We start from the raw sequence: 13,562 nt of genomic DNA, 5'->3' as shown, positions 1-13,562 counted from the left end.
TCAGCACGGGCAGCAGCACTTCGGGTCATGTCGATGCTCGGCTTCGCGAGCACGGGGTCTGACATGCGTCTGAAGGGCTGGATCCTCTCCACCGCGCTCTGCGCCGCGGCCTATCCGGCCGCGGCACAGGTCGCCAACACCTACTGCGCCCAGAACCCGGCCGCCTGTGCGCCCGTCGCGGGAGCTGGCGGATACGGCTACGGCGCGGGCTATGGCGTGCCCGGATATGGCGCGGGTTATGGTGCTCCGGGCTATGGCGGGGGCTACGGGGCCGGTTACGCTCCGGGCTACGGGGCCGGTTACGGCGCTCCGGGCTACGGGGCCGGTTACGGCTACGGCGCTCCAGGCTACGGCGGGGGCTACGGCGGCTATCCGCCCCCGGGCTATTACGGTCCCGGCGGCGCGGCCCAGGCCAACGCCCTCAACGCCATCGCCAACGGCCCACGCTCCCTGCCCGGGCAGGAAGGGCAGCCGTTCCCGCCCAACGTCGCCGACTCCGCCCCGGCGCCGGCCCCGCCTCACCCCTCGAACAGCGACTTCTCGCGCTACTCGGCGGCGATCTTCGGCGATGCCAACCGGCCGAACAAGGTCGTCCAGCGCACCGCGCGCTCGGCCGGCATTCAGGACGGCTACCGCGACGAGTCGCGGCGGATCGCCGACTACCTCGACTCGCCCGGGATCTCGGCCCGCCTCGACGCGCGCTACCCCTTCCCCACCGTGATGATCGGGGCCGACATCGTGCCCCCGGTGGTGTCGGAGCTGCGCGACGTGCGCCAGACCCCGACCCGCACCCTGCTCGTCACCACCCTCGGCTCGTTCGAGATCGTGCGCGACGCACGGGTCACCGTGCAGCCGCCGAACTGGCGCGACTACCTCACCGTCACGCCCCCGCCCGAGGCGAAGACCACCTGGACCCCGCCCAAGGGGGAGGTCGAGAAGAACAACTGGGAGGTGGGCTACGCCGGTGGGCTCGAGGTCGGCATCGCCCAGGCCCGCGCCGCCTTCGACGACGGGCTCGCGCGCCTCGACCGGGATTTCTCCGGCATGCGCCGCTACGGCGAGCTCGCCGCCGCCGGCGCGGTCAGCCTGCCGCTCGTGAAGGTGCGCGCCACCGGCCTCAAGGTCGGCAAGGACGGCCGATCGGCGGCGGTCGACCAGCGGCTCCTCAAGATCGTCGTCGCCCCGAAATTCGTGGGTGCGGCCGGCCCGGCCGCCGCGGTCGCGGCGGCGGAGTAGGGCGATGCGCTGGACCGGAGCCACCAACTACCCCGACGAGCCGATCACCGTGCATGGCCGCGAGGAGGTCACGCGCCTCCTCGTACACGCCGTCTCGATCGGCGCGAGTGACGTGATCTTCCAGTCCGGCCGGCCGGTGCTCGCCTCCGTCCACGGCCACCTCTGCGCGCTGACCCAGGTCTGGCTCCAGCCGACGACGCTCGCGCGCATCTCCGCGGAGCTGACCACGACCGACTCGATCATGTCGAAGCTCTACTCGGGCCAGGACTTCGATCGCGCGATCACGGTGCTCGAGCAGGATCGCGGCGACCGCCACGCCGAGCCCATCAAGCACCGCTTCCGCATCAACGTGACGGCCGGCTACTACGAGGGCGACGTCGGCGTGCAGATCGTCTGCCGCCACATCCCCGCCGAGCCGCCCACCGTCGCCGCCCTCGGGGTCGAGCCCGAGATCGTCGCCGAGTCGACCCCGGCCCAGGGCGCCGTCATCGTCGCCGGTGAGACCGGCTCGGGCAAGACGACGAAGATCGCCGCCCTGATGCGCCGCATTCTCGAAGAGGACACGCCGATCCACGGCAACATCCTCACCTACGAGGCCCCGATCGAGTTCGTGTTCGAGACCGTGCCGTCGGCGACGTGCACGATCATGCAGCACGAGATCGGGCTCCACCTGCCCTCGTTCGCGGCCGGCGTGCGCAACAGCCTGCGGCGCAAGCCCGGCCTCATCATGGTGGGCGAGCTGCGCGACATGGACACGGTGCTGGCGAGCGTCGAGGCAGCCCAGACCGGTCACCCGATCTACACCACCACCCACGCCAACGACGTCGCCCACATCCTGCGGCGCCTGACCCTCAAGTTCCCGGCCGACCTCCAGGTCCAGGCCTTCCACGACGTGTTGTCATCGACCCACATGCTGGTGTCGCAGCTCCTCGTCCCGAAAGTCGGCGGCGGCCGGGTCTGCCTGCGCGAATGGCAGGTCCTCACCGATCAGGTCCGGCGCGAGGTTGCCCGCATCGGGATGGCCGAGGCCGTCGAGACGCTTCGCGCCATCATCGGGCGCGGCGAGGACGGCCGCTCGATGAAGGTCACCGTGAAGAAGGCGCTCGATGCGGGCGTGATCGATCTGGCGACCGCCCGCCGCGTCCTCGACCGCTACGGATACCGCGATGCCCGTCTTGCGGCGTAGCCTCCTCGCCGGCCTCGCCGGCACGCTCGCGGGCGCCCTGCCCGGTCTCGACCGGGCCTACGCCGCCGCGCTCGCCGCCGTGCCGGTCCTGGCCGGGCCCACGCGTCTGTGGCTGCGGCGCGAGGGCACCGGCGAGGAGGTGAGCGCGATCGTCCGGACCCCGGACGGCTACAACACGCGCGACCTCCTGCTGCTGTCCTGGCTCTTGCGCGACGTCGGCGACGGCAGCTCGGCGGTCTGGATCGACCCGCCCCTGTTCGACCTCCTGGCGTCGGTCCAGGGCGCGATGAGCGCCGTCCACGGATCGGCCGTGCCGCTGATCGTGACCTCGGGATACCGGACCCCCAAGCACAACGCCGGCATCGAGGGCGCGGCCCGGGGCTCGCTCCACCTCGCCGGCCGCGCCGTCGACATCAAGGCCGTCGGCTATCGTCCGGACGCCGTGGCAGTCGCCGGTGCGCTCTGCGGTCGGGGCGGGGTCGGGATCTATCCGGGCTTCTGCCACCTCGACGTCGGCGCCGCGCGGTCATGGGCCGGCGGACGCAAGGCGCGGCCGGCCGGCCATCCGGCGCCCGGGACCCCGATCACCCAACCCAAGGATCCCGCATGAGCGATGGACATATGCCCTGGCGATGGACCGCCGTATCGATGCAGTTCTTCGGTGTCCACGGGAGTATCGCCGTGTTCTTTCCGTTGCTGATTGTGACGGGGCTGAGCCGATACACGTTCATCGCCATGGCGATATATGTGTCATTTCTCGTGTACTGCAATCACCGCAAGATGACACCGATGCGGTATCTGAAATACGTATGGGCGAAGTTTATCGAGGGCGGAAAATGGCCGGCGTTCTAGCTCGAACCCCGCGGATGCGGGCGTCCCTTCTTCTCGCTGCCGTCGTCGGCGGGCTCGCGCTGGCCGTGCCGGCGCCGGTCCGGGCCCAATCGACCGGCAACAACTGTCTGGTGCGGCAAGCTGCCGACGCGGCCGTGCAGCGCCAGATCGCGCTGATCGACGCCGCCAAGGTCAATCCGTCGAGCTTCTTCAACGGGCCGAACAGCTGCATTGCCGGCGACCTGCTCAAGCGGTTCGACCTCTCGAACCTGATCCCGGACCTGTCCGGGTTCCTCACCTCCGCGGCGACGAACCTCGTCCAGTCGGTGATCGACCAGGCCAAGCGCCAGGTCTGCCAGATCCTCGACAGTCAGCTCCGGGATACGATCGGCTCGATCAACCAGCAGATGAACAGCTTCCAGAGCTCGATCACCGGCGACCTGTTCCGGCAGCTCAACGGCTCGATCTCGCCGATCTCGCTGCCCAACATCAGCAACATCGGTTCGTACAATCACGTCCAGAACTCGGCGTTCGGCTCGGCGCTCAACCTGCCTCAGACGCAGATCTCGATCCCGGCGGTGCAGCCTGACACGTCGCAGTCGAGAACGTCTATCACGATTGTAATTCCGCAGTCATCCGGCACCACGACCGGCAGCGGCTTCGAGGGGATTATGCGATGAACGTCCGTATTTTTCTCTTAACATCTGCTTTTGTCATCACATTTATTAGTTCGGCGCGAGCCGAGAAGCCTACGCTTCCGACTGGTGACTGGACCTACTCGACAGACCCGGCAAAGGCATGCCGGCGACCGCAGCTCACTATCGAGAATGACCGCTTGATCCAGCGTATCGACCAAGAGGGTATTCGTGGTGAAGCCCGCTGCAAAATGATAAAAATAAAGAAACAGCCAAAAGGTATATTGTTCATCGATACCAAATGTGACTGGGACAAGCACGTACCTCAGGGGATGCGAGAGGGTCCCGACAACGAGAATGACGACTCTTTTTCGCTAAAAGCTTTAAATCAGAAAGAAATATTGTTCAACAACATGAATTACTCGCTTTGCCCGGCTAAGCCGGAGGGCGCTCGATGAGCCGCGTTTCTACGACGGTTTTTGGACTGATCGCCGTCGGTCTCTCGCATGGTTCCGCATCCGCCGGCACATGTATGTCTGTCGACATCATGAAGCCGTCGGGTCAGCGGGTTTCTTCACCCTACGGCGTGAATAGGACTGGCCGGCCGGGTGCCTCGGCCGGCTACCATCAGGGTATGGATATCGTAAACAGCGAAGGCGCGGGCACGAAGATATTCTCGGGTTCCGCGGGGAGTGTGCTGTTTAGGCATTTTAGTGGCGGTGGTGTCATTGCCGATGTAACGTCTGGAGATACTAAATATTTATATCTTCATATGAATACAACAACCCTTCCGGAAGGACGATTCGTTTCACTTGCGGCTGGTGACCAAGTCGGAACGATGGGTTGCAAAGAAATGAAGGTGTGCGCCCCACATTTACATCTTGGAGCGCTATTGAAAGGTAGCGCACTGGCGGCGACAGGAACCAATGGCCGTGTCTGGAAAATCTACTCCGGCAAGGGCGCCAGCCCTCTGACTGCTGACGCTATCAAATCGGCAGCCCCTCAGGCCTGGTACTATGTCAATCCCGAGCCGTTCCTGCCGCGTCAGATCCCGATCTCCACCAAGTACCCCGATATGGCCGGGGGGCCGCGCGACATGACCTTGCCGAAAACCTGTTCCCCCGGCCCTAATGAGGGGGCCGCCAGCGAGACCGTGTCGAAATCCGACACCCAGTCGCAGCAGCAATCGATCGCCAGCGCCGCTGAGAAGGCCAGCGGCTCGGAGGATCATGCGGTCAAGGTCGCCAACCAGCCGAACCGCAGCCTCTACATCGAGATCGCCCGCATCAACGCGACCGAGCTGACCGCCAATACCTTCGATTACGACGCGCAGATGGATGCGGCCCTCGCCCAGCTCGTCGCCCTCTATGCCCTCGACGCTCGACCCGCGGAGGCCCGGCGGTGATGTTGGATCGCCTCGCCCTCCTTCCGGCCAGCGCCGCCCTTGCCGTCGCGTTGGCGTTCCCCGCCCAGGCGCAAGGGCTCTTCCCGCAGTGGGAGATCTCCCTTCAGCGTCTGATGAGCGGACTGAAGGTCTCTGGCGCGCAGTCGAGCGCTACGTCGCTCCAGACGACGAACGGGCACAAGGCCGCTGCCGAGGCCGTCGCCTCGGCCCTGGTGAGCCAGGACAACGCCCTTCGCCTCGCCCGCGTCCAGCACCAGTACGGCTACGACACGGGCACGGGCTATGCCGCCTGCACTCTTGCCCTGGGGTTGGCGGACGAGCGGGATAGCGCGTCTTCGGCCACTAAGGTCCGGCAGGCCTTCCGCCATGCCGATCAACGCTGGCTGACCAACGGCGGTAACGCGGCCGAGCGCATGGGCGCGAGCCTCGAGCAGCGCCGGACCTTCTACTGCTCGCCCTCCGAGCAGGAGACAGGCTGGTGCACCGACGCCAAGCCCGGCGGCTTCGGCGCCGGCGACTCCGACGCATCCCCCTGGCTGCTCAACCGCGACTATGGCGCCGAAGAGGTCATGACCGCGGCCGACTACCTCGACGTCGTCGCCCCCCTACCCACCGTGAAACCCAACACGTCCACGGCCGAGCAGGATGCCGACCTCGTCATGGCCCGCCGCCAGGGCGCGATCATGAGCGGCGCGCGCGCCAGCCTCGTCGGCGTCCTCGTCGGCGGCATGGGCGGCGACAGCCGCCAGGGAGGCAGCCCGTGATCCGTCGCATCATCCTCTCGGGCATCGCCGCCGCGGCGATCGGCGCCGTCTCTCCGGCCCAGGCTCAGACCTGTTACGGCGTCGAGGCGCGCGTGAACATCGCGACCTCGACCCTCACCACCGCGATTACCGGCGCCATCACCACCACCGAGACGGGCCTGATCTCGCAGGAGATCGCCGAGCGCGCCCGGCTCCTGTCGGCCGTCAAGGTGCTCACCGCCCAGTCCGCGGCAGGGTCGGATCAGGTCTCGAACGGCTTCCGTGCCTCGAGCGAGGCGCTGGCCACCACCGTCGTCACGCAGGAGCAGCGCCAGGCCGTCGCGCTCGCCGCCCACCGCTACGGCTCGGTCGGCTATGACCCGTGTGGCTCGAACACCAAGGCGCAGGCCCTCTACACGGCGATGACCGGCTCCACCGCCGCCCGCCAGCAGATCGTCACACCCGTCCGGGCCCAACCCGGCCGGTACGCCGACCCGAAGGACTGGGTCAACGACGTCCGGGCGGGCGACGCCCCCGACGGCGCCGCGCTCTACGGCGGGGATGCCCAGGCAGCCGCGAAATTCATCAACACGGTCGTCGGCCCGCCGGACGAACGTCCGCGCAACGCCGCGGCCACCGCCACCGGCGATCGCGACCGGCTGGAGAAGACCGGGCGCGACACCTACCGCTCGATGACCGCCGTGGTCCTGGCCGACATCGCCGCCGACTACAGGGCCGACGGCCCGATCGCCCAGGCACGCGCGCTCTCCGGGCACTGGCAGGGCAACGATGGTGGCGCCGCGTGGGCGGCCGGCGTCGCCGGCCAGCACGACCGCGGCATCATCCAGGACGCGGTGCGGATGGAGGCGGCCAACCTCGCCCTGCTCGCCCACCAGATCAAGCGCGGCATGCGCACCGAGGCCACCGCCGCGGCGCTGCTGCTCGCCATGGTCAACGCCCGCCTCACGAACAGCATCCCGGCGCCCGGCAGCGGGATGTCCACCCCAGCGAGCTTCCAGGCACCGTGATGAAACAGGTCCTCCTCGCCCTCTCCTCCGCCGCCTTGGCGTGCGCGGCCGTCTCCCCGGCCGCCGCGCAGGTCTGTGCCGTGTTCGACCCGATCTGGTTGGCGGGGCACGAGACCGCAAAGACCACGCTCGGCGCCCGGGTGGCCACCATGGGCACCAACGTCGCGACCCAGCGCAGCATCACTCTCGAGATGCTGCTGTCCGCCATGAAGGTACAGACCGCCCAGACGTCGACCAACGGCGAGCGCGAGGTCAACGTCGTCAGCAACACCCAGCAGGCGGTCGCCTCGACCCTGTCCCAGGTCTCGCAGACCCGCGCCCTCGTCGACGCGCGCGAGCAATACTCGATCGACACCGGCCAGGGCGTGAACGCCTGCGGCTCGATCGATCTGATGAACGCGACCAGCCGCTCCGTGGGCAACGTCGCCAAGAACGGCCGGGAGACCTATCGCAGCCTGGACGTAGCGCCCGGCAAGAACACCCCGATCCAGGAGGCAGCCCGCAATCGGCTCGCGGACCCGACCAAGACCGACGCCGCGGTCTTCTTCGATCCGAGCGCCAGCGACGACGACCGCAAGGCCGTGATCGAGGCGATGGCCGGCCTGCCGATGCCCAAGCCGACCGCTGCCATGCCGGGAGCCGAGGCCGACCTGATGATGCTGCGCGCCCGCCGCGTCGAGGCCCTGCGCTCACCCGCACTCGTCTCGCTCAGCGCCGTGCGGGCGATGTCGTCCACCGACGACCACCAGGCCGGCACCACGGCCGGCTCGCCGCTCGCCCAGCTCGACGCGCTGATCGGCCAGTACGGCGGCGGGCCGCAATACGAGGCGTGGTCGGCCGGCCTCGCCGGCCAGTCCGAGCACGGGCTGCTGATCGAGCTCGCCCGCATGCGCTCGATGTCGCTGTCGCTGCGCCAGCAGCTCATCGAGCAGCAGGCCCGCACCTCGGCCGTCTTCGGCACCATGCTGGCCACCCAGGCCGGCGGCAACCTCTAGGGATTCCCGATGCTCCGCAGGATCATCGCCGCCGGCGGCAGCCTCGGCGTCCTCGCCGCCACGGCAGCCCAGGCACAGACCACCGGCAAGGAGGTGTTCACGCCGGTCCAGAACGACCTGGCGCTCATCAACCTGCGCAAGCTCCTCGGCTGCGTGGTCGACGGGGTGTGGACCGCCGCGACCTGCTCGGACGACCGCCCGCTCACGGTCGCGTTGGGGTATTTCAACGTCGGCTGCCTGATCGTCTCGACGATCCTCGCCTGCTACCTGCTCTATTCGCTCGTCGCCGACACCGCGAACGACGGCCAGGCCTTTGGGCGGAATTCCAGTGCCAAGTACACCATCCTGCGGGTGATGACCGGCGCGATCCTCAGCCTGCCGATCAAGAGCGGGCTGTCGCTGATGCAGATCCTGGTGGTGCAGATCGCCGTGTGGGGATCGGGGTTCGGCGACACCCTCTGGACCCGGGTCGCCAGCACCCAGCTCACCGGCATGTACGGCACCATCGCGCAGCCGACCCAGGCGCTCGGCGATTTCGCCCTGCGCGGCAAGCTCGCCAAGGTGCTCGAAGCACGCCTCTACGGTCACGTCTGCGCTCAGTCGTTGCAGCAATACGCCAACAACGTGTCGGGGCGCGACAATGCGGCCTCGATCGTCTCGCGCACCGCAACCGATACCGGCTTCTTCGGATCGTGGAGCACGCAGACAACGACCTATTATTTTGCCGACACGAACGGGTATTTCCGCAAATCAAACAACCTGTGCGGCTCAGTCGTCTACGAACACCAGAAGATCAACGTCAATCTTGCCAACGCGACGGACGCCAGTACGACGTCGCTCCTGATTGCGCTGGCCGAGCAGCAGAGCCAGCGCGCGTTCCAGGCCGCGATCGGCAGCCTCGACGGTGCCGCGAGCGGGATCGCCACCACCATCATGTCCGGCATCCGCGACGAGGAGGCGATCCAGATCCGCATCAAGGAGGCGGTCGACGCGGCCTATACCCGCGTCAGCCAGAGCCTAACCCAGGGCAACAACGCCCAACTCGATCAAGTCCTGCGCAACTACCTGTCGAACTCGACCGAGAACGGTTGGCTCTCGGCCGCGTTGTGGCAGCGCTCGATGAGCCTCGTCCAGGCCAAGCTCCTCGCCGCATCGGCCGGGCCGAGCGCCTCGGTGACGGCTGTGCCCCCGGCCAGCATCGCGACCTACATGCCCTCGCTCGGCCAGAGCGCGTACTGGCCGCTCGCCCAGGAAGCACAGCGCAACGTCAACTATGTCGGAAAGTTCAGCGGCTTCATCGCCGCCCAAGGCACCGGCAGCGTCGCGCGCATCACCAGCGACGATCCGCTGGCGCAGGCCGACCCGCCGAGCGTGTTCGCCCGGGCGCTCTCGGCGATCTACTCGGGCGTACTCGGGGTCATCGGCCGGCCGGAGAGCACGACCTGGAGGGATCCGATCCTCGAGGTGCAGGAGATCGGACACAGTATCGCGAACTACGGTCTCGCCGCCACGGGAATGGGTGCGGCGTCTGATTTTGTTGGGCTCGGATTAGGTTTCGTCAAGCATCCGATAGCTGAAGCTGGACAACATGCCCTCGAAAAAGCCTCTGGCATGTTCTATTTCCTAGCGACCATTCTGTTTGCAGCCGCATTCATGCTGGTCGGCCTGGTGCCATTCGTGGTCATCGTCCACTTCTTGATGGGTACCTTCGCCTGGTTCCTCGTCGTCGCCGAAGCGATGATCGCAGTGCCGATCTGGCTCCTCACAAAGTTCATGCCGGCCCGCTCGGAATCCTTCGTTGGCAACAGCGGCCAGGGCTACGTGTTCTTCCTCGGTATCCTGCTTCGCCCACCCCTGATCGTCGTCGGGCTCCTCGTTTCGCTCCTGCTGATGCGGGTCGGCATCGACATCGCCAACGTGTTCTTCCGCGGGGCGTTGGCAATGCTCTCGCCCGACGGCACCATCGCCTACGCGATGGTCGGGACCGCCGGACTGTTCGTCTACGCCGTCATCCTGTTCACGATCGTCGTGCTGTCGGCAGGCCAGATCAGTGCCCTACCCGAGACCGTGCTCTCCTGGATCGGGGCGCAGATCGAGCGGCGCACCGGCAGCAGCGCCGCGACGGCCGCGGCCGGCATCATCATGCCGAACTCGCCCAACCAGATCCCGGGCGGCAAGGTGGGCAGAACCGCCGGCGCTCTGGTCTCCGGCACGCGGGCAGGCTCGGGTGCCGCTGGCAGGACCATGCTGTCGTTGATCCGCGGCCGGACCGGACGCTGAGGGAGTGTGATCGATGAACGACGACTCCCCCAAAGAGGTTGCGTGGCATTTCGGGATAGCGACTGCTCTGTCCCTCTCGTTGATTGCTGCGCCGTTCGTGCCCGAAGCGATCCTAGCTTACGCCGGATACCGCTTCCTGCGCCATTTCACCTACGGCTTGCGCACCTGGCGCGCGCCCGGCCGCGTGCCGCACCACCTCGGGCGCCGCGGCTATCGAGACGAGACCACGCGCCGGCGCGGCGATGCTACCTGGCCGATCGGCCTCGCGACCACCGGCCAGGTCTGGCTGCGGCGCGAGGACCTGGTTCAGGGCGTGGCGCTCGAGGGTGACGACCCGGAATGGCAGGCCCTGGCGATCAACACCCTCGTCTACGGAGCCTGTATGAATGGCATGGGCGCCATCATCGTCGAGGGTATTCCCAAGCCCGTCCCACGGTCCGTCCGCCAGGATGCGGACGAGGGCGAAGACGATCGCGACGATCCAGCCTCCAACATGATGCCGGAAATGCTGACCCGGCAGATGGCCCGGGTGGCGCGGCCGTTCGGCCGGGATAACGAGGTCCATGCGATCGACCTCGCCGCCGTGCCGCAGCCTCCCCTGCGGATCGCCGCCTCGACCCTGGCAGCCGCCATCGCGGACTTGCGCCTTGGGGCCGAGGCCGAAGCCCTCCACGGGGCGCTGATGCCGCTCATTGAGCAGGTCGCCCAACTCCGGCAGAAGAATCCGCTCGAACTCTACGCGGCCTTCGTTGATGAGGTCGCGCTCGAGCACCTTGTGGCCGGCAAGTATGAGATCGACCTGCACAACGTCAGCGTCGACGAAGTCAGGTCGCCCGAGGGCGTCGCACTCCTCAAGACGATCCAATCGATCCGCACCATCCCGAAGGACAAACGGGACATCGGTCGCGAAGCGCTCGCGCCTCTCGCGCCCGAGATCGCCGGCCTCAAGAGCGTTTCGATCAAAGAGGGCTTCGAGATCCGCTCCGCCATCTCGGCGCGGGGGATCGTCTGCATCCGCCCCTCATCCCCGCTGACCGCCGCGCTCGTGGTCGCACGCTGCCTAGAGGCTCTGATCGAAGGCGAGCCTGATCACGCCGCGGACAATCTCATCCACGTCGTCTATCCCGAGGACCTGTCGGGGACTTCGGCCCGGCGCCTTCGGGCTGCCGCAGTTAAGGCGGGTGCGATCGGCACTCTCTCCCTCCCGGCGAGACCGCCTGGGCACATCCAGAAGGCCGTCCGAAAAACCACCGCCCTTCGCATCCAGGGCATGGCAGGAACCGGCAACGGAATGGAGAAAGAGGCGAAGGTCATCTCCTCGATCAAGGATTGCTCGTTTGTGCTCGACGTCGAATTGCCCGCAATGCCGAACGTTTGTGATGACCCAGGGACGTTGTGAGGGCTGCGGACGATTGCAGCCTCTTTGAGTAGGATGAGGCATCGCCCTCAAGACGTGTGATGACGGCGATGAGGGTAGCGCAGGGGATCGCCTTGGTCCTGAGCGCGGCGGTGGCGACGACCGTTCGCACGTCCGCCTCGCCCGCGGCCGCTCGACTCAGAGATCTTACGCAAACTGCGCAGGACGGACATCTTCAATACAAAGGAGCGGCGTACGAGGAGATCTGCCGCGAGTCTGTCGCGTCGACCCCGAAGTCGCCGCGGGGGCGGCCAGAGACCTTCGTCTCCACGTCGTGAGCCTGGGAGACCTCCTGCGTCCCCACGCAGGTGTGTTGACCGTATGTTGACGGTCACGGCCGCGCTGGGGATCTGACGCCAACCTGAGGCGCCATCCAGGCGGGGCGCGTGCTCGCTATCGCGCGCTCCGCAGCGCGGCCACCAGCGCGACATTCGCCGCCGCCAGGGCGAGAGCAGCAAGGCGTAGGTAGTTTTCGCGCCGCCATGGCTGATCCCCAGCGTTCTGGACGAAGGCGCGCTGGCCTTTGCGACGTGACCCGGCAGGTCGAGTCGTGCCTCGACGGCTTCCACGGAGGCCACTGAAGGGTTTCATCGCCTCAAGTCAGGCCGGGGTCGCTCCCCGACCCCGTACCGACCGGCCTGGATGCGGCGCGAGGAGGAAGCAATCTGGGTGGGTGATGGGTCGATCTCGGTCTGGCTCAGGGCGCTCTCCTTACTCCAACGCGGCTGCCCCGCGAACGGCGATCCACAGACTCTCCTCCAACTCACGCATCAACCCCGGGCTCGGCCTGACGGGCTGGCTTGCCGCATCAACCCCCTCCCCTGCCGCGCCGACGCAATGGGATCAAGGTCGGTTCGGAACCGCCCAGGGTGAAGCCGTTCTCGGGACGGATGAACCGGTTCTGCACCGCCCTGAACTCCAGGCTGGGATAGGCGTCTTCCATCCGCCCGCGACCGCGTGGCACCGCTCCGGATCCTCGTCGAAGGTCCGCGGAAACAGGATCATGAACAGGGTCGCGGCGGACAAGGGCGGGTCGGTGCGCAGCGGTGTGTGGGCCAGTCGATCCCCTCCAGCAGCATGGCGAGCTGAGCCGGCGTCAGCGCCGCCGCAGCACTGGCGGTGGGCGTCCAGACGAAGACCCTCTTCTCCGGGTGCTTGCCGAACAGGGGTAGGCCCCGGCCGTCCAACTACAGCACCTTGATCAGGTAGCCCTGGCGGCCACGGAACACGAAGGCTTGGTCGAAGAACGGTTCGCGCGCCAGGTGGTCCTGGACGAGGGCGGCCAGACCGTCGAAGCCTTTGCGCATGTTGGGCTGTCCGGCCGCCGTCACCGAGACCTGACGCCTGACCTCAGACCTCGACCGCTTTTGCCAGTGGCACGCACTTGCCGACCAGCATGCCTGGACTGCGTGGTCGGCATCCTCGAGGCTGGAGTGAGATTCTGGAAGCGAGCCATGGCCCGCTGGAGGATTCGATGAGGGCTGCCGACCTTGGCAACGCTCGGCCATACCCCCGCTGCCAGGGAGCCCCTGCCGGCCATCCCTTTGCGAATCGAGACCGCTGTGGCCGCCGATGATACCTGGCACGGTGTTACCTGGTCCTACGTGGAACGATTCGTTGGTCCGCTTCTGGTTTCCGAGGGGCTTCGCGTGCGTGAGGGTTGCGATGTCCGGAAGTCGCTGACCGATGATCTCGGGGCACGGTTCCGATCGCTCTTGGTGTCCGACCTGCCGCGGTCTGCACTGTCTCTGACCGTTCTCGCAACAAAACCTTCTTCGACGATCCCCTCCCCGCTTCCTCGCGAAG

At 67.2% G+C, this 13,562-nt stretch carries 12 protein-coding genes and 1 pseudogene; 12 read left to right on the top strand and 1 reads right to left on the bottom strand.

The annotated features are described in order from the left end of the window. The first annotated feature begins 63 nt into the window (after positions 1 to 63). The 12 genes from BMX97_RS28275 to BMX97_RS28225 are packed head-to-tail and all read left to right on the top strand — an operon-like array spanning position 64 to position 11,738. The gene (locus tag BMX97_RS28275) at positions 64 to 1,236 is read left to right on the top strand and encodes a type IV secretory system conjugative DNA transfer family protein (protein WP_091754497.1); all 1,173 of its coding nucleotides are present in this window, start codon (positions 64 to 66) and stop codon (positions 1,234 to 1,236) included. Between the two features lie 4 nt (positions 1,237 to 1,240). Further along, positions 1,241 to 2,422 (top strand): type IV pilus twitching motility protein PilT, encoded by a 1,182-nt coding sequence (locus BMX97_RS28270; protein WP_091754513.1) that lies wholly within the window; start codon positions 1,241 to 1,243, stop codon positions 2,420 to 2,422. Continuing rightward, a complete protein-coding gene (locus tag BMX97_RS28265) occupies positions 2,403 to 3,032 on the top strand; it encodes a YcbK family protein (RefSeq protein WP_091754496.1) in 630 nt (209 codons plus the stop codon). The genes BMX97_RS28270 and BMX97_RS28265 overlap by 20 nt, the downstream gene beginning before the upstream one ends. Beyond that, the gene (locus BMX97_RS28260) at positions 3,029 to 3,274 is read left to right on the top strand and encodes a hypothetical protein (protein WP_091754495.1); all 246 of its coding nucleotides are present in this window, start codon (positions 3,029 to 3,031) and stop codon (positions 3,272 to 3,274) included. The genes BMX97_RS28265 and BMX97_RS28260 overlap by 4 nt, the downstream gene beginning before the upstream one ends. A 14-nt stretch (positions 3,275 to 3,288) precedes the next feature. Then, entirely contained in the window at positions 3,289 to 3,933 is a 645-nt protein-coding gene (locus BMX97_RS28255; protein ID WP_244538678.1) for a hypothetical protein, read from the top strand. Beyond that, positions 3,930 to 4,346, top strand: coding sequence for a hypothetical protein (locus BMX97_RS32450; RefSeq protein WP_143074734.1), 417 nt, complete (start codon positions 3,930 to 3,932; stop codon positions 4,344 to 4,346). Before BMX97_RS28255 ends, BMX97_RS32450 begins: the two co-directional genes overlap by 4 nt. Continuing rightward, on the top strand, positions 4,343 to 5,293 hold the full coding sequence (locus BMX97_RS28250) for a M23 family metallopeptidase (RefSeq protein ID WP_091754494.1): 951 nt from the start codon (positions 4,343 to 4,345) through the stop codon (positions 5,291 to 5,293). Before BMX97_RS32450 ends, BMX97_RS28250 begins: the two co-directional genes overlap by 4 nt. Further along, entirely contained in the window at positions 5,293 to 6,057 is a 765-nt protein-coding gene (locus BMX97_RS28245; RefSeq protein ID WP_091754493.1) for a hypothetical protein, read from the top strand. Before BMX97_RS28250 ends, BMX97_RS28245 begins: the two co-directional genes overlap by 1 nt. Next, entirely contained in the window at positions 6,054 to 7,064 is a 1,011-nt protein-coding gene (locus BMX97_RS28240; RefSeq protein ID WP_091754492.1) for a hypothetical protein, read from the top strand. The genes BMX97_RS28245 and BMX97_RS28240 overlap by 4 nt, the downstream gene beginning before the upstream one ends. Further along, positions 7,064 to 8,059: a hypothetical protein gene (locus BMX97_RS28235; RefSeq protein ID WP_244538677.1), complete on the top strand. Its 996-nt coding sequence runs from the start codon at positions 7,064 to 7,066 to the stop codon at positions 8,057 to 8,059. The genes BMX97_RS28240 and BMX97_RS28235 overlap by 1 nt, the downstream gene beginning before the upstream one ends. Positions 8,060 to 8,068: 9 nt before the next feature. Then, on the top strand, positions 8,069 to 10,339 hold the full coding sequence (locus BMX97_RS28230; protein WP_091754490.1) for a DotA/TraY family protein: 2,271 nt from the start codon (positions 8,069 to 8,071) through the stop codon (positions 10,337 to 10,339). Between the two features lie 13 nt (positions 10,340 to 10,352). Next, complete coding sequence (locus BMX97_RS28225) at positions 10,353 to 11,738, top strand: hypothetical protein (RefSeq protein WP_091754489.1); 1,386 nt, start codon at positions 10,353 to 10,355, stop codon at positions 11,736 to 11,738. A 1,019-nt stretch (positions 11,739 to 12,757) separates the two neighbouring features. Here the strand turns inward: BMX97_RS28225 and tnpB are convergent. Continuing rightward, a pseudogene (tnpB, locus tag BMX97_RS28215) lies at positions 12,758 to 13,264 on the bottom strand (IS66 family insertion sequence element accessory protein TnpB). Between the last annotated feature and the right edge of the window lie 298 nt (positions 13,265 to 13,562).

The sequence above is a fragment of the Methylobacterium sp. ap11 genome (assembly GCF_900110515.1).
Taxonomy (GTDB): domain Bacteria; phylum Pseudomonadota; class Alphaproteobacteria; order Rhizobiales; family Beijerinckiaceae; genus Methylobacterium; species Methylobacterium ajmalii.
Note: the sequence above shows the minus strand (reverse complement) of the source record. Positions and strands in the feature narration are given on the sequence as shown.